The organism is Streptomyces sp. NPDC059696, from assembly GCF_042733745.1.
Taxonomy (GTDB): Bacteria; Actinomycetota; Actinomycetes; order Streptomycetales; family Streptomycetaceae; genus Streptomyces.
This window is the reverse complement of sequence record NZ_JBHWFG010000019.1, coordinates 1-21324: the sequence shown is the minus strand read 5'-3', so window position 1 is coordinate 21324 and position 21324 is coordinate 1. Positions and strand designations below refer to the sequence as shown.

Here is a 21324-nt window from a genome sequence, read left to right as displayed (position 1 = left end):
ATGACGGATCACACTCCACGTCTCGACCACGTCGTCCTCTGGGTGAGCGACCCGCTCGCCGCCGCCGACTTCTACGAGAAGGCCGTCGGTATGGAGCCGGTCCGGCTCGCGGAATTCGCGGCGGGTGAGGCGCCGTTCCCCTCCGTGCGTGTCAACGGCGGGACCATCCTGGACCTCATGCCGCTGAGCCACGCGGAGCGCATGACGATGCTGCCCGGCTCCGCCGACAGCGCGGGGCACCCGGTCAACCACGTCTGCCTGTCCCTGCCCCGCGGGGACTTCGACGCCCTGCTCAGCCGTCTCCAGGAGCGCTCCGTGCCCGTGTCGGACCTCGCGCACGGCTCCTTCGGTGCACAGGGCCAGGCCACCCGCAGCTTCTACTTCCGGGACCCGGACGGCAACGTCTTCGAGGCCCGGCACTACGACTGACCCGGCCCGCCGCCTAGAAGAGCGGCTCCGGGAGCACGCCTTCGAGGGCGAGCAGCCTCCGCTTGGTCTCCAGCCCGCCGCCGAAGCCGCCGATCCCGCCGTCGCTCTCGACGACCCGGTGGCAGGGCACCACCACCGGCAGCGGATTGGAGCCCATCGCCATGCCCACGGCCTGGGCGGCGCCCGGTTGGCCCACCCGCCCGGCCAAATCGCCGTATCCGACGACCGTGCCGTACGGCACGCCCGAGGCCAGTTCGCGCAGGACCTCCCGGTTGAAGCCGGAGATCAGCGACCAGTCCAGCGGCAGGTCGAAGTCGCGCCGCTCTCCGGCGAAGTACGCCTCGAACTGGCGTATCGCCTCGGCCAGCAGCGGAGACCCGGGTGCCTCGACGGGCTCGCAGCCCAGCCGCGACGCCAGCCGCTCGACGGCCCGCTCCCGGACCGCGTCCGTGGCGTGGAACACGACGTTGACCAGGCCGTCCCGGCCGGCGGCCAGCAGCAACGGCCCGATCCCGCTCTCGACGACCGCCCACACGACCCGCGGCCCCGCCTGCTCTCGGCTGTCCATGCGCCCACAGTAGAACCCGCCACTGACAACGCCGTCCGAAGCCGGACCCCGGATCAGCCGCCCACGGCCTTGCGCACCACGTCCGGCTTGTTCGTGATGATCCCGTCGACCCCGTACCCGGCGACCCGCCGGGCCGTCCGCGCGTCGTCGACCGTCCAGGCGAAGACCTCCATCGGCTTGCCGTGCGGCCCGTCGAAGGCCTGCACGGAGGCCACGTACGCCGGGGAGAGCGAGCTGTACGAGGGGTTGATCTGGTCGGCGAACTCCGCGCACCAGAGCAGGTCCGACACCGGCGGCTTCCCCAGCAGGCCCGTCTTCACGCCGGGCTTCAGCTCGTGCACCGTGCGCACGCTGTCGGCGCTGAAGCTCTGCACGATCAGCCGGCCCGCCCGGTGCGGCCGGTCGAGCCAGCCCTCGTTGCTGAGGACCTTCAGCGTCTGCCGCTCGATGCCCGGGTACAGCTCCGGGTTCTTGATCTCCAGGAGCAGCTTCTGGCGGTGGCGGTCCAGACGGTGCACGAACTGCTCCAGCGTCGGCACGCGCGTGCCCGCGTAAGCGGGTGAGAACCAGCTGCCCGCGTCCAGCCGGGCGATCTCCGCCGCGGTGAAGTCCTTCACCTTCCAAGGGGCCCGGCCGGGGAAGACCTCCTCGGCATTCGTGGTGCGCCGCAGGTTGTCGTCGTGGATGACGACCAGCTCGCCGTCCCTGGTGCGCTGGACGTCGTTCTCCACCCAGCGGATGCCCAGCTCCGCCGCCCTGTCCACGGCGGCCAGGGTGTTCTCGGGCGCCTGGGCGGAGGCCCCGCGGTGCGCGATGACCAACGGCGACGTACTGCCTTCTGCGGCGCGGGCGGGGGAGAGGGGGAACAACAGGGCGGCGGTCCCCAGGAGTGCGGTGGTCGAGGCGGCAACAGCGCGCGCGTGCATGCGTACTCCTCGCGACGAACGAACGGCGACATCACAGACAGCACAACTGTGACAGCAGAGGGTCAACGCGAGAGGGGTGCAGGATGGCCACACGTTGAACGGAGTGCGCCCAACTCCGCTCACTGGTACCGCACAACTGCGGCAAGGCCGTGTTTCTTTGCCGGAAAGTCGTTCGACCATTCCGGTGGGGGTCATACTCTCTGCGTCAACCCTGACCGCTCGTGCGGTCCTGGGAGGGGGCGCACATCGGGGATTCCGGGACGTACGAGGGCGGAAAGGGCAGCCGCGCATGCAGGGCACGATCGACGGATTCAGCTACGGCCTGGTCACACCCCTGGTGGCCTACTTCATGGCCTGCCTGGGCGGCGCGCTGGGCCTGCGCTGCACCACGAGATCCATGCTCGTCGCCCAGTCCTGGCGCCCCGGCTGGCTCGCCCTCGGCTCCGCCGCCATCGGCTCCGGCATATGGACCATGCACTTCATCGCCATGATGGGGTTCACGGTCCGCGGCGTCCCGATCCACTACGACAAGGCGATGACCTTCGCGAGCCTCGCCGTCGCGATCATCATGGTGGGCGTCGGGATCTTCATCGTCGGCTACAAGGGTGCGCGCGGTACGGCCCTGTTCACCGGCGGCACCATCACCGGCCTGGGCATCGCGTCGATGCACTACCTCGGCATGGCCAGCATGAGCCTGGACGGAAAGCTGGAGTACAACACCGTCACCGTGGGCATCTCCGTCGCCATCGCCATGGGTGCCGCCACCGCCGCCCTGTGGGCCGCCGGCCAGGTCAGGGGCTTCCTGTGGAGCGTGGGCGCCAGCCTCGTCATGGGGCTCGCCGTCAGCGGGATGCACTACACCGGCATGGCCGCCCTCAGCGTCCATCTGCACGGCACGGGCGAACCCGCCACCGGGGACTCCCCCGCGACCCTGCTGGCGCCCATGCTGATCGGCCCGCTCGCCTTTCTGCTCCTGGCCGCGGTGGTGGTCATGTTCGACCCGCTGATGGTCATGGGGAAGCCCACGGTCGTCCCCGTCGAGCCCAAACCCGGCATCCCCGCCCACACCCACGTCCGCCACTCCGCCCGCCGCCTGCGGTTCCGCCCCCGCCGCACCGTGGAGCACCGGGGGTCCCGCACCCCGCAGAACCGCTGATCAGAGCCCATTGTCAGTGCGGGGTCGTACGGTGGAACCCATGCGGCCCGTTTCAAAGATCGAACGCACGGTGGCGCCCTTCGAGGTCGTCAGCCCCTACCAGCCGAACGGCGACCAGCCGACGGCCATCGCCGAGCTCGCCCGGCGCATCGAGGCGGGCGAGAAGGACGTCGTGCTGCTCGGCGCGACCGGCACCGGCAAGTCCGCCACCACCGCGTGGATGATCGAAAAGCTCCAGCGCCCCACGCTCGTCATGGCGCCGAACAAGACGCTGGCCGCCCAGCTGGCGAACGAGTTCCGCGAGCTGCTCCCGAACAACGCCGTCGAGTACTTCGTCTCGTACTACGACTACTACCAGCCCGAGGCGTACGTCCCGCAGTCGGACACCTACATCGAGAAGGACTCCTCGATCAACGAGGAGGTCGAGCGGCTGCGCCACTCCGCGACCAACTCGCTGCTCACCCGCCGGGACGTCGTCGTGGTCGCGTCCGTCTCCTGCATCTACGGCCTCGGCACCCCGCAGGAGTACGTGGACCGCATGGTCCCGCTCAAGGTGGGCGAGGAGATCGACCGCGACGAGCTGCTGCGCCGCTTCGTGGACATCCAGTACACGCGCAACGACCTGGCGTTCACCCGCGGCACCTTCCGTGTCCGCGGCGACACCATCGAGATCTTCCCGGTCTACGAGGAGCTGGCCGTCCGCATCGAGATGTTCGGCGACGAGATCGAGGCGCTGTCCACCCTGCACCCGGTCACCGGCGAGATCATCAGCGACGACCAGCATCTCTACGTCTTCCCGGCCTCCCACTACGTCGCGGGCCCCGAGCGCCTGGAGCGGGCGGTCAACGACATCGAGAAGGAACTGGCCGAGCGCCTGACCGAGCTGGAGAAGCAGGGCAAGCTGCTGGAGGCCCAGCGCCTGCGCATGCGGACCACCTACGACATCGAGATGCTGCGCCAGATCGGCAGCTGCTCCGGCGTGGAGAACTACTCGATGCACTTCGACGGCCGCTCGCCCGGCTCCCCGCCCAACACCCTGCTGGACTACTTCCCGGACGACTTCCTCCTCGTCATCGACGAGTCCCACGTCACCGTCCCGCAGATCGGCGCGATGTACGAGGGCGACGCCTCCCGCAAGCGCACCCTCGTCGAGCACGGCTTCCGGCTGCCCTCCGCCCTGGACAACCGCCCCCTGAAGTGGGAGGAGTTCCAGGAGCGCATCGGCCAGACGGTCTACCTCTCGGCCACCCCGGGCACCTACGAGATGTCCCGCTCGGACGGCTTCGTCGAGCAGATCATCCGCCCCACCGGCCTCGTCGACCCGGAGGTCGTCGTCAAGCCCACCGAGGGCCAGATCGACGACCTGGTGCACGAGATCCGGCAGCGCACGGAGAAGGACGAGCGCGTCCTGGTCACCACGCTCACCAAGAAGATGGCCGAGGACCTCACCGACTACTTCCTCGAACTGGGCATCCAGGTGCGCTACCTGCACAGCGACGTCGACACCCTGCGCCGCGTGGAGCTGCTGCGGGAACTGCGCGCCGGTGAGTACGACGTGCTCGTCGGCATCAACCTCCTGCGCGAGGGCCTCGACCTGCCCGAGGTCTCCCTGGTGGCGATCCTCGACGCCGACAAGGAGGGCTTCCTCCGTTCCGGCACCTCCCTGATCCAGACCATCGGCCGCGCCGCGCGCAACGTCTCCGGCCAGGTCCACATGTACGCCGACAAGATCACCCCGGCGATGGAGAAGGCCATCGAGGAGACCAACCGGCGCCGCGAGAAGCAGATCGCGTACAACACGGAGCGGGGCATCGACCCCCAGCCGCTGCGCAAGAAGATCAACGACATCGTCGCCCAGATCGCCCGCGAGGACATCGACACCGATCAGCTGCTCGGCTCCGGTTACCGCAAGGCGAAGAAGGACGGCGGGGGCACCAAGGCGCCCGTGCCCTCCCTCGGCAAGGGGGCCGGCGGTGCCACATCCGCCAAGGGCAAGGGCAAGGCCGCCGAGACCGTGCCGACCGACCGCCCCGCGGCCGAACTGGCCGGGCAGATCGAGGAGCTGACCGCGCGGATGCGGGCCGCCGCCGCCGAGCTCCAGTTCGAGATCGCGGCCCGGCTGCGCGACGAGGTCTCCGAGATGAAGAAGGAGCTGCGCCAGATGAAGGAGGCAGGCCTGGCCTGACAACCCGCCGCGTACGCGCAGTGTTGCAAGACCGACACAAAGTGCGGACCGGGGTACGTCACGGTCAGTGCCCCTGCGTAGGGTTCTGGTCAACCGCGACCACGCGGCAACAGGGGATTTCGAGAGGGGAATCAGCGCGTGACCGTCAACATGACCAAGGGTCAGGCCATCAGTCTGCAGAAGAACGACGGCGGCAGCCTGACTGCGGTTCGCATGGGTCTCGGCTGGCAGGCGGCTCCCCGGCGCGGCCTGTTCGGCTCGCGCACGCGGGAGATCGACCTCGACGCCTCCGCTGTCCTGTTCGCGGACAAGCAGCCGGTCGACGTCGTCTTCTTCCGCCACCTCGTGAGCGACGACGGCTCGGTGCGCCACACCGGTGACAACCTCGTCGGCGGTGTCGGCCAGGGCGGCGACGACGAGGCGATCCTCGTCGACCTCGCACGGGTCCCGGTCCACATCGACCAGATCGTCTTCACCGTGAACTCCTTCACGGGCCAGACCTTCCAGGAAGTGCAGAACGCGTTCTGCCGCCTGGTCGACGAGACCAACGGCCAGGAGCTCGCCCGCTACACGCTCGCCGGCGGCGGCCAGTACACGGCCCAGATCATGGCCAAGGTCCACCGCGCGGGCCAGGGCTGGACGATGACGGCCCTGGGCAACCCGGCCAACGGGCGCACCTTCCAGGACCTGATGCCGGCCATCCTGCCGGTGCTCTGAGCGCACCCGGGCCCCGGACCGGCGGGCCCGGCGAGCAGCACCCGATTCCACACAACGACACAGGGGGACGAAGGCGATGACGGCCGAGCTGGTGCGGGGGCAGAACCACCCGCTCTCCCAGGTCCGCCTAGAGGTCCGGATCTCGGCCGGCACGCCGCTCGTGGCCGCGGCGGCACTCGGTGACGAGAACGGCCGGATCCAGGGCGTGGAGTGGGTGGCCCACCCGGGCGCACCCACCCAGCCCGGCCTCGAAGTCTCCCGGCAGGCCGCCGCCGACCACCGCCTCGCGGTGGACCTGGACGCCATGCCGGAGACCGTCCACCGGGTCAGCGTGCTGCTCGCCCTGCCCGTCGGCGGGACGGGCCCGGTCTGCTTCGCCTCGGTGGCGGCCCCCTTCGTCGCGGTCACCGGCCTCGACGGCGAGGAGATCGCCAGCTACACCATCACCGGCCTGGAGGCCGAGTCGGCCGTCGTCGCCCTCGAGCTCTACCGCCGGCAGGGCGCCTGGAAGGTACGCGCCATCGGCCAGGGCTACGCGGGCGGCCTCGCCGAACTCCTCACCGACCAGGGCCTTGCGCAGGCCCACCAGCTCGCCGGCAGCATCAACGAGGCGGTGGCACAGGGCCTGGCCCGCTCGGTGCAGGCACCCCCGCCGCGCACGGCGGACGGCGACCGCTCCCGGCAGGGGGCGGCCCCCGCCCTCGGCCCGGACCAGGGCGGCACCACGCCCCAGACCGGCCCCGTACCGCCGCCGGTGTCCCCGTACGGAGGGCAGACGCCGGGCGGCCCCGGACAGCCCGGTGTTCCCGGGCAGCCCGCACCCCAGCAGCCGTCGTACCCCGCCGCCGCGCCGGATCCCGACGCCGTGACCCAGCCGTCCGCGCCGACGGCCGGCGGCCCGATCGACTACAGCCACCCGCGCCGGCAGAACGCCGCGCCGCCACCGCCCCCGCCGGCCGCGCCCCCGGCCGCACCCGGGCAGCCCGCCCAGCCCGTCGCGGGCGACGCGACCGGCTGGTCCATGGAGGAGCGGCTCTACAACCAGGTCTGGGGCATGTTCGAGGACCTGGCCCGCACCACCGCCGCCTACCGCAGTGCCGTCGACTTCGCCGAGTCGCGCATGGACAAGGAGCTGGAGCAGGTCCTCTCCGACCCGCGCAGCCGGATCGGCGGGCAGGGCGACGCCGCCCGCGAGGCGGCCCGCGCCCGGCACGCCGAGCTCGTCGCCCAGGCGCGCCAGGCGCTGGACCGGGACCTCGCGCAGCTCGCCGCCGAGGCCGACGTCGTAGAACCGGCCCTGCCGCCGGCGTACGCCCGCTGGGACAACCCGGTGTGGCACGGCTACCGGGTGCCGATGGAGATCCCCATGGCTCTGCGCCTGGGCGACCTCCACCTCCCGGAGGCCGACCGGGTCCGTATCCCGATGCTGGTCCGGCTGCCGCTGGAGCGGGGCCTGTGGATCGACAGCGGGGCGGCCGGATCGTCCGACGGTTCGTTCACCGATTCCCCCACCATGGCCCGTCTGGCCATGGAGACGGCGGTCGCGCACGCGGCCCGGCTGCTGGCCGTCTATCCGGCGGGCGAGTTCACCGTCCACGTCATCGACCCGGCCGGTTCGGGGGCGCAGGCGCTGGTGCCCCTCGTGCAGTCGGGTGTGCTCGCGGCCCCGCCCGCACTCGGCGCCGCCGGGGTGGCGGACGTGCTGGGCCGGCTCACCCAGCGGGTCGACCTGGTGCAGATGGCGGTCCGGGGCGGCGCCGCCGATTCCCTTCCGCCCGGCTTCGACACCTCCCAGCAGCTCCTGATCGTCAACGACTTCCCGCACGGTTTCGACGACCGTGCCGTGAACCAGCTGCGCTACCTCGCCGACGAGGGCCCCGCCTTCGGCGTCCACCTGATGATGGTGGCCGACCGGGAGCAGTCCTCCGGTTATGGGCCTTTGCTCGACCCGCTGTGGCGTTCGCTGCTGCGACTGACGCCGGTGGCCGACGATCACCTCGCCGACCCGTGGGTCGGTCATGCGTGGACGTACGAGCCGGCGCTGGTGCCGCCCGGCAGCCAGATCCTCCAGCAGGTGCTCCACCAGGTGGCCGCCGCCCGTACCAAGTTCACGTAAAGCTCTCCGACCTGGGGTTTTGGTCTTTCTTTTGCCAAGCGCTTTACCTGTTCTTGGCGATTGGGTACTGTGGACGGCACGGAGGGGAGTACTCCCTGTCTGCTGCGGCGTACCCGTCAATACGGATCAGGCCAGATCCCGGGGCGTCGGCCCATCCTTGGGTGGAAGAGACCTCCGGCAGCGACGACGCTGACATTTGCCGTGACGACTGCCGGAGGCGCAGTGGATGTTTCCGTGACCCTATGGGTCCTGACGATCGTGGGCCTCGCCGCCCTCATCGCGGTCGACTTCTTCATCGGCCGCAAGCCGCACGACGTGTCGATCAAGGAAGCCGGGATCTGGACGATCGTCTGGATCGTGCTGGCCGCACTCTTCGGATTCGGTCTGCTCCTCTTCGCCGGCGGCCAGCCCGCCGGTGAGTTCTTCGCCGGCTTCATCACCGAGAAGTCGCTCAGCGTCGACAACCTCTTCGTCTTCGTCCTGATCATGGCGAAGTTCGCGGTGCCGTCGCAGTACCAGCAGCGCGTCCTGCTGATCGGTGTCCTCATCGCCCTGGTCCTGCGGGCGATCTTCATCGCCGCGGGTGCGGCGATCCTCGCCAGCTTCGCGTGGGTGTTCTACATCTTCGGCGCCTTCCTCATCTGGACCGCCTGGAAGCTCATCCAGGAGGCCCGCGCCGACGAGGAGGACGAGGACTGGGAGGAGAACAAGCTGCTCAAGGCGGCCGAGCGCCGCTTCGGTGTGGCCGACCGCTACCACGGCACCAAGCTCTGGATCCGGGAGAACGGCAAGCGGGTCATGACCCCGATGCTGGTCGTGATGCTGGCCATCGGCACCACCGATGTGCTCTTCGCCCTCGACTCCATCCCCGCGATCTTCGGCCTGACGCAGGACCCGTACATCGTCTTCACGGCCAACGCGTTCGCCCTGATGGGTCTGCGCCAGCTGTACTTCCTGATCGGCGGTCTGCTGAAGAAGCTGGTCCACCTCAGCTACGGCCTGTCGATCATCCTGGGCTTCATCGGCGTGAAGCTGGTGCTGCACGCGCTGCACGAGTCCGGGGTGCATGTCCCCGAGATCAGCATCCCGGTCTCGCTGGGCGTGATCTGCGCCGTCCTGATCGTCACCACGATCACCAGCCTGCGAGCTTCCAAGAAGCAGGCGGCGGCCGAGGGGGCGCAGGGCAAGAGCGGAGGCGCTCCGAAGGACAGCATCGACGCCTGACCGCGTCGGTCGTAGCGACAACCCTCACCGGGACCGGTGCTCGGCGAATTGCCGACCGCCGGTCCCGGTGCTTGCTTGTTCCCTGAGAGCGTCCCCCCGCCAGGGAACGCCGCGGCCGGCTGGAGGCGTCATGAAGTTCGTGCAGATCATCGAGTTCGAGACCGAGCGCCTGGACGAGATGCAGCAGGTGCTCGAAGAGGCGGGACAGCGCAACGCCGGCCGCACGAACGGCCCCACCCACAGCACGCTGCTGAAGGACCGGGACAAGCCCGGCCGCTACCTGGCGCTGATCGAGTTCGACTCCTACGAGGAGGCCATGCGCAACAGCGACGACCCCGAGACCAGCGCGATGGCGCAGCGGCTGGACGCGCTCAGCACGGGCGAGCGCGTCTACACCAACTGCGACGTCCTGGACGCGCGGGACCTCACGTAGCGCCTCAGCCACGGGGAGCGTCCCCCCAAGCCCGGCGTACCGGAATGCCGGTCCCGAGCACGTCTGCGACGATCGCTGCATGATCGCTCGGAGCAGGCGGCTCGTGACGCAGTGGACGACCCTGGTGCCCCTGCTCGCGGTCGTCCTGCTGGTCCTCACCTGGGGGCGGGACCTGCCGGCGGCGGTCGTCGCCGTGGTGACCCTGGTCCTCGCCGGAGCCGTCCTGGCCGCCGTGCACCACGCCGAAGTGGTCGCCCACCGTGTCGGTGAGCCGTTCGGCTCCCTCGTCCTCGCCGTCGCCGTCACGATCATCGAGGTCGCCCTGATCGTCACCCTGATGGCCGATGGCGGGGACAAGAGCTCGACCCTGGCCCGGGACACCGTGTTCGCGGCCGTGATGATCACGTGCAACGGCATCGTCGGACTGTGCCTGCTCGTCGCCTCACTGCGGCACGGCACGGCCGTCTTCAATCCCGAGGGCACCGGCGCCGCACTCGCCACGGTCGCGACCCTGGCCACGCTCAGCCTGGTCCTGCCCACGTTCACCACCAGCAAGCCGGGGCCCGAGTTCTCCACCGTGCAGCTGACCTTCGCGGCGCTGTCCTCGCTCGTCCTGTACGGCTTGTTCGTCGCCACACAGACCGTGCGGCACCGGGACTACTTCCTGCCGATCACCCGGCACGGCGAGGTGATCACCACCGAGGAGCACGCCGGGGCGCCGACCGCCTCCACCGCCAGGATCAGCCTGGCCCTGCTGGGTCTGGCCCTGATCGGCGTGGTCGGCCTGGCCAAGGGGGTCTCGCCCACCATCGAGTCGGGCGTGGAGGCGGCCGGGCTCCATCAAGCCGTCGTCGGTGTGATCATCGCCCTGCTGGTGCTGCTCCCGGAGACCATCGCCGCGCTGCGTTCGGCCCGCCGGGACCGGGTGCAGACCAGCCTGAACCTCGCGCTGGGCTCGGCCATGGCCAGCATCGGCCTGACCATCCCCGCCGTCGCCCTCGCCTCCCTGTGGCTCTCCGGCCCGCTCGTCCTCGGTCTCGGCGCCACGCACATGGTGCTGCTCGCCCTGACCGTCGTGGTGGCCTCGCTGACGGTGGTGCCGGGCCGGGCCACGCCGCTCCAAGGTGGTGTCCACCTGGTGCTGTTCGCGGCGTACCTGGAGCTGGCGATCAACCCGTAGGCACACGCAGGCCCTGCGCCTGCGGCCGCATCCGCTCCGTTCCGTGCGGCTCACCCCGCCGCGGCCTCGGCAGCGCCGCCCACCGGCACCGGGCGCGTCTCCGGCAGCGCTGCGAAGCATCCCAGACTGATGAGCGCGATCGCCGTCAGATACGCGGCCACCCCCCACGGCACCCGCCCGCCCTGCTCGGCGAGGGCGGTCGCCACGATCGGTGTGAGCGCTCCGCCGAGAACCCCGCCGAGGTTGTAGCCGACGGCGGCGCCGGTGCAGCGCACCCGCGGCTCGTACAGCTCCGGCAGATACGCGGCGATCACGGCGAACATCGTGATGAACGCGAGCATCGCCCCGAGGAACCCCAGGAACATCGGCAGCGGAGCACCGGTGGCCAGGAGCGCGACCATCGGGAACATCCACAGGGCGGCGGCCGCGCACCCGGCCAGGCACAGTGGCCGTCGGCCGTAGTGGTCACCGAGCAGCGCCACCACCGGGGTGAGAGCCCCCTTCACCAGCACCGCGCCCATGACGCAGGTCAGCATGACGCCGCGGCTCACCCCGAGCCGCTCCGTGCCGTAGGCGAGGGACCAGGTCGTCACGGCGTAGAAGATCGCGTAGCCGATCGCGAGTCCGCCGCCGGTCAGCAGCAGGAGCCGCCAGTGATGGCGGACGACCTCGGCGAGCGGCACGCGCGCGTGGTCGTCGATCTCGAGGAAGCTCGGACTCTCCGCCAGGGAGGACCGTAGCCACAGCCCCGCGACGGCCAGCACCCCCGCCGCCCAGAACGGCACCCGCCACCCCCACGCGGCGAACTGCGCCTCGGTCAGCGCCGAGGACAGTCCCAGCACCACTCCGTTGGCGATCAGGAACCCCAGCGCGGGCCCGACCTGCGGGAAGCTCGACCACAGCACACGCCGCCGGGCCGGCGCGTGTTCCACGGCCAGCAGGACCGCCCCGCCCCACTCGCCGCCGAGCCCCAGTCCCTGGAGGAAGCGCAGGACCAGGAGGAGCAGGGGAGCGGCCACGCCGATCGAGTCGTACGTCGGTACGCAGCCGACGGCGACCGTGGAGGCCCCGGTCAGCAGCAGGGACGCGACCAGGACCGGGCGCCGTCCGCGCCGGTCCCCGATGTGCCCGAACAGGATCGAGCCGAGCGGCCGTGCCACGAAGCCCACACCGAACGTGGCGAAGGCGGCCAGTGTCCCGGCCATCGGGGAGAAGGTCGGGAAGAACAACGGCCCCAGGATCAGGGCCGCCGCGGTGCCGTAGACGAAGAAGTCGTAGAACTCGATGGCGGTGCCGGCGAGCGAGGCGGCCGCGAGGCGCGGCATGGAGGGTGTCCTTACGGTGCGTACGTCGTGCATGCCGCGTCAACTACCCACCGTGACTGCCGGTTACGGGGGCGCGTGGAGGGTCTCGGGGGCATCAGTAGGTCACCGTGATGCGCCGGGCGGGGCCGTCCACACGCACCGTGCCGCCGTACGGGATGACCAGTTGCGGATCGGTGTGCCCGAAGTCCACGTCGAAGACGATCGTGGCGTCGGGGGCGTACGTCCGCATGGCGCGCAGGACGGCCTCACGCTGGTCGGCCGCATAACGCGCCGCCTCCTCCGGGGTGGTGGGGTGATCGAAGGACCAGGTCTTGGGACGGCCCATCAGCAGGGCGGCGAAGCGTTCCAGCAGTCCGCGTTCGCCCATGCCGCGCAGGGTGTGGAAGACCTCCCTGGCGCTCGGCATGTCCTCCGAGGTCTCCAGGAGCAGCACGCCGCCGTCGTACGCGGACAGGTCCCGGGCGATCTCCCGGTCGGCCATCAGAAGCCACGCGAGGATCTCCAGGCAGCCGCCCCAACTGCGTCCCTCCACCACCGGGCCGGGGTTCACCCAGGTCCAGCCGGTACCGGGCCGGGTCTCCGGCTCCGCGTCGAAGGTCGCGGGATCCGCCCAGTCCCTGTCGATGTCGCGCCACCGCTCGGCGGGCCGCAACTCGTACGGTCCGGGGGTGAACAGGGCCGCGCGCAGGGACTCGGCGGTCTGCGGGTGCATGGCGCCGGGACGGCCCAGTTCGCACATGACGCTGCCGCCGTGGAACGCGACGACGCCGCAGGTGCGTAAGAACGCGAGCAGGTTGGTGTTGTCGCTCATCCCGAAGAACGGCTTCGGGTGGGCCCGGATCAACTCCCGGTCCAGGTACGGCAGCACGGTGATCTGGTCGTCGCCCCCGATCGACGCGATGACGGCCTTGATCTCCGGGTCGGCGAACGCGGCGTGGACGTCGTCGGCCCGTTGCCGTGGCGTGGAGCCCATGGTGCGGGTCGCCGGGTACTCCACCGGTTCCAGCCCGAACTCCTCGCGCAGTCGCTGAAGGCCGAGCTCGTAGGGCAGCGGGAAGAGTCCCGGCAGGCCGGAGGAGGGCGAGATCACGGCGATGCGGTCACCGGGGGAGGGCTTCGGGGGATAGGCGGGGCTGGTCAGGCTCGTCATGCCCGGCAGGCTACGACCCGGCGTGCGCCCCGCGCACCGAGATATGACCGGCCTTGCGCAGGGGGACGCGAGCGGTGTGCTCCCCCGATGTGATCAGCGTGCTCACCAGAGGTGGTCAGCGTGCTCAGCGGGGCGAGACCGGTGGGCGCTCCGTGATAGACCGGCTGTGAGCAGCGGTCCGCCCACGGGCCGCGCGACCACGAACGGACCGGAGGAACCGTGCCCCGCACCCTGGCCCACGCCCCGATCATGATCCTCAACGGCCCCAATCTGAACCTGCTGGGCCAGCGCCAGCCGGAGATCTACGGTTCCGACACCCTCGCCGACGTCGAGGCCCTGTGCGCCAAGGCGGCGGCCGCGCACGGCGGTACGGTCGACTTTCGCCAGTCCAACCACGAGGGTGAACTGGTCGACTGGATCCACGAGGCGCGACTGAACCACTGCGGCATCGTGATCAACCCCGGTGCCTACTCGCACACCTCTGTCGCCCTCCTGGACGCCCTGAACACCTGCGACGGCCTGCCGGTGCTGGAGGTCCACATCTCCAACATCCACCAGCGCGAGTCGTTCCGGCACCACTCCTACGTCTCGCTGCGTGCCGACGGGGTCATCGCGGGCTGCGGCGTGCAGGGGTACGTGTTCGGCGTGGAGCGGGTGGCGGCACTGGCGGGGGCGGGCACGGCGAACACCTGAGCCGTCACCGGTAAGCCCCGTCGGCCATGGCGAACGCCCCTTACACCTGCGTCGCGTGAGCGTGCGCCGGGGCCGCCGGCCGAGGGCGGGGAACGACAGGCCGGCGGCCCATCCGCCCAGGAGCCGTCATCCTGCGCGGGGCTGAGACCAGTTGACTGCGCAACGTCGCGTGGGGGGAGCGCATGTGCGACATCGGCGTGCGCGAACGATTCACACGGGGCGCGTGCGCGGCGCACCACTCACACCGAGCACGCTCCGCGAGCGCTCACGCCGAGTCCTCTCCTGCCGGACCGATTCGGACGCAGGCGACACCCCTCGCCCCGTCCGGCGCCGACTGCAGCAGATCACCCGCCTGGCCCCGCCCCAGGCGCGCCCGTAGCCAATGCGGGCAGGTTGGCACACCGCGAGCCCGGAACCCGCGTGGTCGTCGCCCGGACGGCGACAGCCGGGGCGAACAGACCGGCCCGCTGCTACGCGGCTGCCCGGAACTGCATGCGCACGTAGGCGTCGAAGACCCGGGCGCCCAGCAGGCGTCGGGTGTGGATCAGGGCCTTCGCCGCAGGGGTGACCACATAGCGGGCCTTGGGCCGGGCGGCGGTGATGGCCTTCTCTATCGCCAGGGCGACCCTCTCGGGAGGAGCGGACAGCGCCTTGGAACGGTAGGACTGCGCCATTTGCTGTTCGGCAGCCGTGTTCAACGCGGCGTACGGACCTGTCGGAGTGGCGGAACCGGCGAGGGTGTGGGCGGCGGTGTCGCCGAAGGCGGTGCGGATCAGACCCGGCTCGATCAGGCTGACCTTGACCCCGAAGGGCGCGGCCTCGACGCGCAGGGCATCGCTCAGGGCCTCCACCGCGTACTTGCTGGCGTGGTAGTAGCCACCCGCGGGGAAGACGAGACGCCCGCCCATCGAACCGACGTTGACGATCCGGCCCCCGCCCGCACGCCGCATGCCCGGCAGGACGAGCTGCGTCATCCGGGCGAGGCCGAAGACATTGGTCTCGAACTGGTGCCGCACGCCCTCCAGGCCGGTCTCTTCCACTGTGCCGTACGCCCCGTATCCGGCGTTGTTGACGAGGACCCCGACCGAGCCGTGCGCGGCCTCCACGGCCTCCACGGCCTCGACCATGGACGTCTCGTCGGTGACGTCCAGCGGAAGCACGCGGGCTCCCGCGTCGGCCAGGTCGGACAGTGCCTCAGGGCGGCGGGCGGTGGCGTAGACGGTCAACTCGGGACGGCGGGCCAGGCGCAGGGCGGTGGCGCGACCGATACCGGACGATGTTCCGGTGATCAATACGGCGTTGGTCATGAGGATTCCTTCTGAGGTGTGACCCGTTCACAGTGGGCGATCGTTCGTGTGGTCCAGGCCGGCAGTGAGCAGCGTGACTCCGTGACGCAGACGTCGGGTCGGAGCCTCGGGGTCGGAGAGGTCGGCCTCCAGCCCTCGGGTGAAGGCCAAGAGAAGTTCGGCCACCTCGACGGCATCCACGTCGGGGTGCTCGGCGGCGACGACAGTGGCGATCAGGTCGCGCATGGCGGTGTTGTAGCGCTCGATCTCATCCACCGACAGCCGGGCGTCGACACCCAGTAGTTCGGCCGCGTGCGCCGGGCTGTCGCGCCACAGGCGCAGCGCCAGCCCCAGCTTCGCCTCCAGGATCCCGGTCAGTCGGGCACACAAGTCTCCGCGGACGTCGACCGCCTCACGCGCGCCGTCGAGGGCCCCGTCGAGCAGGCGTACCGACAGGCGACGGAAGGCGTCCTCCTTGTTGCGGACGTACTGGTAGACCGCAGGGCGGGACATGCCCGCCTCACGTGCGATGTCGTCCATGGTCGTGCGCTTGACGCCGTGCCGCGTGAAGCACGTGTACGCCGCATCCAGGATCACCGTGACCCGTTCTTCCTCCAACATGCTGACAATTATTGCACAGGATGTCAGTTCGTTGGGAGGTGTCGCGCCCGGTTTGTGCGGCGAGTCCGTTTCCTGCTCTCGAAAGGGCCCATCTCATGCGCTACACCGTTCTCGAAACCGGCATCGTCGGACGGACCATTGCCGCCACATCGGTGTCCCTCGGTCACGAGGCCGTCGTGGGAGCCCGTGACCCCAAGACCACGCCGGCCCGCACCGAACCCCACGGCTACAACAATCCGCCCTTCGTGGAATGGCTGCGGGCACCGAGGGTCCGGCGGGAGACCTGGTCCGACGTGGCGGCCTCCAGCGAGAGAGTCGTCAAACCATCGCGGGCGCATGAGCCTGTAGGCCCTGGAGTCTGCGGGGGCCGCGAACCTTGCGGGGATGGTTCTCGTGGACCTCGCCGACCCGCTGGACTTCTCCCGCGGCATGCCGCCCTCGCTGAATCCGGTCGATACCGACAGCCTCGGCGAACAGATTCAGCGGACCTTCCCGGAGACCGGGGTCGTCAAGACGCTGAGCGGCATGAACCGCGGGGGCACACCCGCGCGGGTGTGCCCGCTGGCCGTGAGGAACCAGTCGTCGGTGACGGTTACCAGCCTCGTGCGCGCCACTCCGCGAGGTGGGGCCGCTCCGTGCCGATGGTGGTGTCGTTGCCGTGCCCGGGGTAGACCCAGGTCTCATCGGGCAGGACGTCGAACAGCTTGGTTTCCAGGCCGTCCATCAGGGAGTTGAACTCTTCCGGACGTGTCGTCCGGCCAGGACCGCCCGGGAACAGGCAGTCCCCGGTGAACACATGGGGATGCCCGTGCGGGTCGTCGTAGACCAGGGCGATCGAACCGGGCGTGTGCCCGACCAGGTGGCGCGCGGTGAGTTCCACGCGCCCGACCAGGATGGTGTCTCCGTCGTCGACCGGCACGTCGGTCCGTACGGGGATGCCCTCGACGTCCTCCCGGCCGGCGTAGGTGCGGGCGCCGGTCGCCGCCACGACCTCGGCGAGCGCCTGCCAGTGATCGCCGTGCCGGTGGGTGGTGACGACGGACGCGATGCCGTCGCCACCGATCATGCCGAGCAGCGTGTCCGCCTCGTTTGCGGCGTCGATCAGCAACTGCTCGTCCGTGGCCCGGCAGCGCAGCAGATAGGCGTTGTTGTTCATCGGACCCACCGCGATCTTGGTGATCATCAGGTCCTTGAGCTCGTGCACATCGGCCGGTCCGCCGACCGTCACCTCTCCGCTGTACGTCATGTCCGCCAGCCTATAGCGGCGGCAGTGCCGGAAGCGGTCCGCCGGCCTACAGCGGCGGCAGTGCCGGAAGCGGTCCGCCGGCCGACGACAGCGCGGCCCCGTCGCGGCGGCCCGCGAGCCAGCCCAGCAGGTCGGCCGGAGCACCCGTGACCGTCACCTCGGGCCCGTGCTCCCCGGGCTTCCGTCCGGTGCTCCACGCGCGCGTGCCGTCCGTGACGCGCGTGGCCGGCACGTCGGGGTGGCCGGTGAACCGGTCGGCCAGGAAGTCGATCTCCCGCTCGGTGAAGTCCGCGGGGAGGTCCTCCAGCTCGTAGCCGATCCCCAGGTCCACGTGGTGCAGCTCCACCTCGACCCACCGCCGGAACGGCACCCGGGAAGCGGAGTCCGTGACCCCGTTGCGCAGCTCCACCGTGCGCGTCCAGTCCGCCGGGGCGTCCCCGGCCTCCTGGAAGCGGGCCGCGCTCTCGCGCAGGTCGGCGAGCTGGACCTCGAGGGTCCGAGGGGCGTCCCGCTCGATGTCGGCGTCCCGGGCCTCGCCCGAGACGTACATGGGACGGCCCCGCAGGACGTTCACGAGGGCGTCCGCGTTGCGGGCGAGATGGGCCAGGACGTGGCCGCGGCTCCAGCCGGGCAGCCGTGACGGCTCCGTCACAGCCGCGTTGTCCAGTTTGCCGACTGCGGTCAGCAGCCGTTCCGTCGCGTCACGTACAGACGCCAGGTCATGAGCGTGATCAATCATGGTGCTGACCCTAGCCGCGCCACTCCTTCGGGTGAAGGTGGTGAAGGAGTGCCGTAATTCGAAAGCGCGTGCTATATGGTCGGACGTGGCGTCGGGCATGCTGGAGAGCCGGGGGTTGTTGGCAACCCGTGAATCCGACCGGCGTTGTCAGTGGCTCCCCCTAGTCTGAGAAAGACGGGGGCCCCGCCCCTGTCACTTCTCTCAAGAAAGGTGCGGACCGGCGTGGCCGACCGTCTCATCGTTCGTGGAGCGCGCGAGCACAACCTGAAGAACGTCTCGCTCGACCTCCCGCGCGACTCGCTCATCGTCTTCACGGGCCTGTCGGGGTCGGGCAAGTCCTCGCTGGCCTTCGACACCATCTTCGCCGAGGGACAGCGGCGCTACGTGGAGTCCCTCTCCTCCTACGCCCGGCAGTTCCTCGGCCAGATGGACAAGCCGGACGTCGACTTCATCGAGGGCCTCTCCCCGGCCGTCTCCATCGACCAGAAGTCGACCTCGCGCAACCCGCGCTCCACCGTGGGCACGATCACCGAGGTCTACGACTACCTGCGCCTGCTCTTCGCGCGCATCGGCAAGCCGCACTGCCCGGAGTGCCGCCGCCCGATCTCGCGCCAGTCGCCGCAGGCCATCGTCGACCGGGTCCTGGAGCTCCCCGAGGGCAGCCGCTTCCAGGTGCTGTCGCCGCTGGTGCGCGAGCGCAAGGGCGAGTTCGTCGACCTCTTCTCCGACCTCCAGACCAAGGGCTACTCCCGCGCGCGGGTGGACGGCGAGACCATCCAGCTGTCGAACCCGCCCACGCTGAAGAAGCAGGAGAAGCACACCATCGAGGTGGTCGTCGACCGCCTCACCGTCAAGGACGGCGCCAAGCGCCGCCTCACGGACTCCGTGGAGACCGCCCTCGGTCTTTCCGGCGGCATGGTCGTGCTCGACTTCGTCGACCTCCCCGAGGACGACCCCGAGCGCGAGCGCATGTTCTCGGAGCACCTGTACTGCCCGTACGACGACCTGTCCTTCGAGGAGCTCGAGCCCCGCTCCTTCTCCTTCAACTCGCCCTTCGGCGCCTGCCCGGACTGCACCGGCATCGGCACGCGCATGGAGGTCGACCCGGAGCTGATCGTCCCCGACCCGGACAAGAGCCTCGACGAAGGCGCCATCCACCCCTGGTCGCACGGCCACACCAAGGACTACTTCGGCCGCCTGATCGGCGCTCTCGCCGACGCGCTGGGCTTCCGCACGGACATCCCCTTCGGCGGCCTGCCGCAGCGCGCCAAGAAGGCCCTGCTGTACGGCCACAAGACGCAGGTCGAGGTCCGCTACCGCAACCGCTACGGACGTGAACGCCGGTACACCACGGCCTTCGAGGGCGCCGTCCCCTTCGTCAAGCGCCGGCACAGCGAGGCCGAGAGCGACTCCAGCCGTGAGCGCTTCGAGGGCTACATGCGCGAGGTGCCCTGCCCCACCTGTGAGGGCACGCGGCTGAAGCCGATCGTCCTCGCGGTCACGATCATGGACAAGTCCATCGCCGAGGTCTCCGCGATGTCGATCAGCGACTGCGCGGACTTCCTGGGCGAACTGAAGCTCACCGCCCGCGACAAGAAGATCGCCGAGCGCGTGCTGAAGGAGGTCAACGAGCGGCTGCGGTTCCTGGTCGACGTCGGCCTGGACTACCTCTCGCTCAACCGCGCGGCAGGCACCCTGTCCGGCGGCGAGGCCCAGCGCATCCGCCTGGCCACCCAGATCGGCTCCGGCCTGGTCGGCGTCCTCTACGTCCTCGACGAGCCGTCCATCGGCCTGCACCAGCGCGACAACCACCGGCTGATCGAGACCCTCGTCCGGCTGCGCGACATGGGCAACACCCTGATCGTCGTCGAGCACGACGAGGACACCATCAAGACCGCCGACTGGATCGTCGACATCGGCCCCGGCGCCGGCGAGCACGGCGGCAAGGTCGTGCACAGCGGCTCCCTGAAGGAGCTCCTCGCCAACGCGGAGTCGCAGACCGGTCAGTACCTGTCCGGCAAGAAGGCCATCCCGCTGCCCGACATCCGCCGCCCGCTGGACCCCTCCCGGCAGCTCACCGTGCACGGCGCCCGGGAGAACAACCTCCAGGACATCGACGTCTCCTTCCCCCTGGGCGTGTTCACCGCCGTCACCGGCGTCTCCGGCTCCGGCAAGTCGACGCTGGTCAACGACATCCTGTACACGCACCTGGCCCGCGAGCTGAACGGCGCCCGGAGCGTGCCCGGGCGGCACACGCGCGTGGACGGCGACGACCTCGTCGACAAGGTCGTCCACGTGGACCAGTCGCCCATCGGCCGCACCCCGCGCTCCAACCCGGCCACGTACACCGGCGTCTTCGACCACATCCGCAAGCTGTTCGCCGAGACCACCGAGGCGAAGGTCCGCGGCTACCTGCCGGGCCGCTTCTCGTTCAACGTCAAGGGCGGCCGCTGCGAGAACTGCGCGGGCGACGGCACCATCAAGATCGAGATGAACTTCCTGCCGGACGTCTACGTCCCGTGCGAGGTCTGCCACGGCGCCCGGTACAACCGGGAGACCCTGGAGGTCCACTACAAGGGCAAGTCCATCGCCGAGGTGCTGAACATGCCGATCGAGGAGGCCACCGCCTTCTTCGAGGCGGTCCCCTCGATCGCCCGGCACCTCAACACGCTCAAAGACGTCGGCCTCGGCTACGTCCGCCTCGGCCAGGCCGCGACCACCCTGTCCGGCGGCGAGGCGCAGCGCGTGAAGCTCGCCAGCGAACTGCAGAAGCGCTCCACCGGCCGCACGGTCTACGTCCTGGACGAGCCGACCACCGGTCTGCACTTCGAGGACATCAGCAAGCTGCTGACCGTCCTGTCCGGCCTGGTCGACAAGGGCAACACGGTCATCGTCATCGAGCACAACCTCGACGTGATCAAGACCGCCGACTGGATCGTGGACATGGGCCCCGAAGGCGGCGCCGGCGGCGGCCTGGTGGTAGCCGAGGGCACGCCCGAGCAGGTGGCCGGGGTCCCGGCCAGCCACACGGGCAAGTTCCTGCGGGAGGTCCTCGGCGCGGACCGCGTCAGCGACGCGTCCTCGGTGAAGGCGCCGCGCAAGACCACGGCCCGCAAGACGGTCGCGGCCAAGACGGCACCGGCACGCAAGACCGCCACCAAGACCGTCACCTCCGCCGCCACCAAGAAGACAGCGGCCAAGGCCACCAAGACGACCAAGGCCGCCGCGAAGAAGACGACCCGATCCAGCAAGGGCTGAGGTCACCCCGCCGACCGCGGCGGGCCCTCGACCGCATCGGCCTTCCGAACGCGCCGGGCCCCACGGGAAACC

The 21324-nt window shown here is 70.3% G+C and carries 18 protein-coding genes; 10 read left to right on the top strand and 8 right to left on the bottom strand.

Features of this window, described 5'->3' with window-relative positions:
- Positions 1 to 429, top strand: a complete 429-nt coding sequence (locus ACFV20_RS21400; RefSeq protein ID WP_385658713.1) for a VOC family protein — start codon at positions 1 to 3, stop codon at positions 427 to 429.
- Positions 430 to 442: 13 nt separating this feature from the next.
- Here ACFV20_RS21400 and ACFV20_RS21395 read toward each other — a convergent pair whose 3' ends face one another.
- On the bottom strand, positions 443 to 997 hold the full coding sequence (locus tag ACFV20_RS21395; RefSeq protein WP_385658712.1) for a methylated-DNA--[protein]-cysteine S-methyltransferase: 555 nt from the start codon (positions 995 to 997) through the stop codon (positions 443 to 445).
- A 53-nt stretch (positions 998 to 1050) separates the two neighbouring features.
- Positions 1051 to 1923, bottom strand: coding sequence for a glycerophosphodiester phosphodiesterase (locus ACFV20_RS21390; RefSeq protein WP_385658710.1), 873 nt, complete (start codon positions 1921 to 1923; stop codon positions 1051 to 1053).
- A gap of 289 nt (positions 1924 to 2212) precedes the next feature.
- Between ACFV20_RS21390 and ACFV20_RS21385 the strand changes: the two genes are divergently transcribed.
- From ACFV20_RS21385 to ACFV20_RS21355, 7 genes are all read left to right on the top strand, one after another.
- A complete protein-coding gene (locus ACFV20_RS21385) occupies positions 2213 to 3079 on the top strand; it encodes an MHYT domain-containing protein (RefSeq protein WP_385658709.1) in 867 nt (288 codons plus the stop codon).
- 40 nt (positions 3080 to 3119) lie between these two features.
- Positions 3120 to 5264: an excinuclease ABC subunit UvrB gene (gene uvrB / locus ACFV20_RS21380; protein ID WP_385658707.1), complete on the top strand. Its 2145-nt coding sequence runs from the start codon at positions 3120 to 3122 to the stop codon at positions 5262 to 5264.
- 138 nt (positions 5265 to 5402) lie between these two features.
- Positions 5403 to 5981, top strand: coding sequence for a TerD family protein (locus ACFV20_RS21375; RefSeq protein WP_234849816.1), 579 nt, complete (start codon positions 5403 to 5405; stop codon positions 5979 to 5981).
- Between the two features lie 76 nt (positions 5982 to 6057).
- Positions 6058 to 8097 carry a TerD family protein gene (locus tag ACFV20_RS21370; protein WP_385658706.1) on the top strand — a complete coding sequence of 680 codons (2040 nt, stop codon included), beginning with the start codon at positions 6058 to 6060 and terminating at the stop codon, positions 8095 to 8097.
- A gap of 222 nt (positions 8098 to 8319) precedes the next feature.
- Positions 8320 to 9321 carry a TerC family protein gene (locus ACFV20_RS21365; protein ID WP_385658704.1) on the top strand — a complete coding sequence of 334 codons (1002 nt, stop codon included), beginning with the start codon at positions 8320 to 8322 and terminating at the stop codon, positions 9319 to 9321.
- A gap of 130 nt (positions 9322 to 9451) precedes the next feature.
- Entirely contained in the window at positions 9452 to 9754 is a 303-nt protein-coding gene (locus ACFV20_RS21360; RefSeq protein ID WP_385658702.1) for a hypothetical protein, read from the top strand.
- A gap of 79 nt (positions 9755 to 9833) precedes the next feature.
- Positions 9834 to 10934 (top strand): calcium:proton antiporter, encoded by a 1101-nt coding sequence (locus ACFV20_RS21355; protein ID WP_385658700.1) that lies wholly within the window; start codon positions 9834 to 9836, stop codon positions 10932 to 10934.
- Between the two features lie 50 nt (positions 10935 to 10984).
- On the opposite strand, the gene ACFV20_RS21350 is transcribed toward ACFV20_RS21355, so the two are convergent.
- A complete protein-coding gene (locus ACFV20_RS21350; RefSeq protein WP_385658698.1) occupies positions 10985 to 12259 on the bottom strand; it encodes an MFS transporter in 1275 nt (424 codons plus the stop codon).
- Between the two features lie 94 nt (positions 12260 to 12353).
- Positions 12354 to 13400 (bottom strand): S66 peptidase family protein, encoded by a 1047-nt coding sequence (locus ACFV20_RS21345; protein WP_385658888.1) that lies wholly within the window; start codon positions 13398 to 13400, stop codon positions 12354 to 12356.
- Positions 13401 to 13628: 228 nt separating this feature from the next.
- Between ACFV20_RS21345 and aroQ the strand changes: the two genes are divergently transcribed.
- Entirely contained in the window at positions 13629 to 14102 is a 474-nt protein-coding gene (gene aroQ, locus ACFV20_RS21340; protein WP_385658697.1) for a type II 3-dehydroquinate dehydratase, read from the top strand.
- Between the two features lie 470 nt (positions 14103 to 14572).
- On the opposite strand, the gene ACFV20_RS21335 is transcribed toward aroQ, so the two are convergent.
- From ACFV20_RS21335 to ACFV20_RS21320, 4 genes are all read right to left on the bottom strand, one after another.
- Positions 14573 to 15409, bottom strand: a complete 837-nt coding sequence (locus ACFV20_RS21335) for an oxidoreductase (protein ID WP_385658696.1) — start codon at positions 15407 to 15409, stop codon at positions 14573 to 14575.
- A gap of 27 nt (positions 15410 to 15436) precedes the next feature.
- The gene (locus tag ACFV20_RS21330) at positions 15437 to 16009 is read right to left on the bottom strand and encodes a TetR/AcrR family transcriptional regulator (RefSeq protein WP_385658695.1); all 573 of its coding nucleotides are present in this window, start codon (positions 16007 to 16009) and stop codon (positions 15437 to 15439) included.
- 592 nt (positions 16010 to 16601) lie between these two features.
- Entirely contained in the window at positions 16602 to 17255 is a 654-nt protein-coding gene (locus ACFV20_RS21325) for an MBL fold metallo-hydrolase (protein ID WP_385658693.1), read from the bottom strand.
- Between the two features lie 46 nt (positions 17256 to 17301).
- Positions 17302 to 17994 (bottom strand): maleylpyruvate isomerase family mycothiol-dependent enzyme, encoded by a 693-nt coding sequence (locus ACFV20_RS21320; protein WP_385658692.1) that lies wholly within the window; start codon positions 17992 to 17994, stop codon positions 17302 to 17304.
- A 222-nt stretch (positions 17995 to 18216) separates the two neighbouring features.
- On the opposite strand from ACFV20_RS21320, the gene uvrA reads away from it, so the two are divergent.
- The gene (uvrA, locus tag ACFV20_RS21315; RefSeq protein ID WP_385658690.1) at positions 18217 to 21252 is read left to right on the top strand and encodes an excinuclease ABC subunit UvrA; all 3036 of its coding nucleotides are present in this window, start codon (positions 18217 to 18219) and stop codon (positions 21250 to 21252) included.
- Positions 21253 to 21324 lie beyond the last annotated feature (72 nt).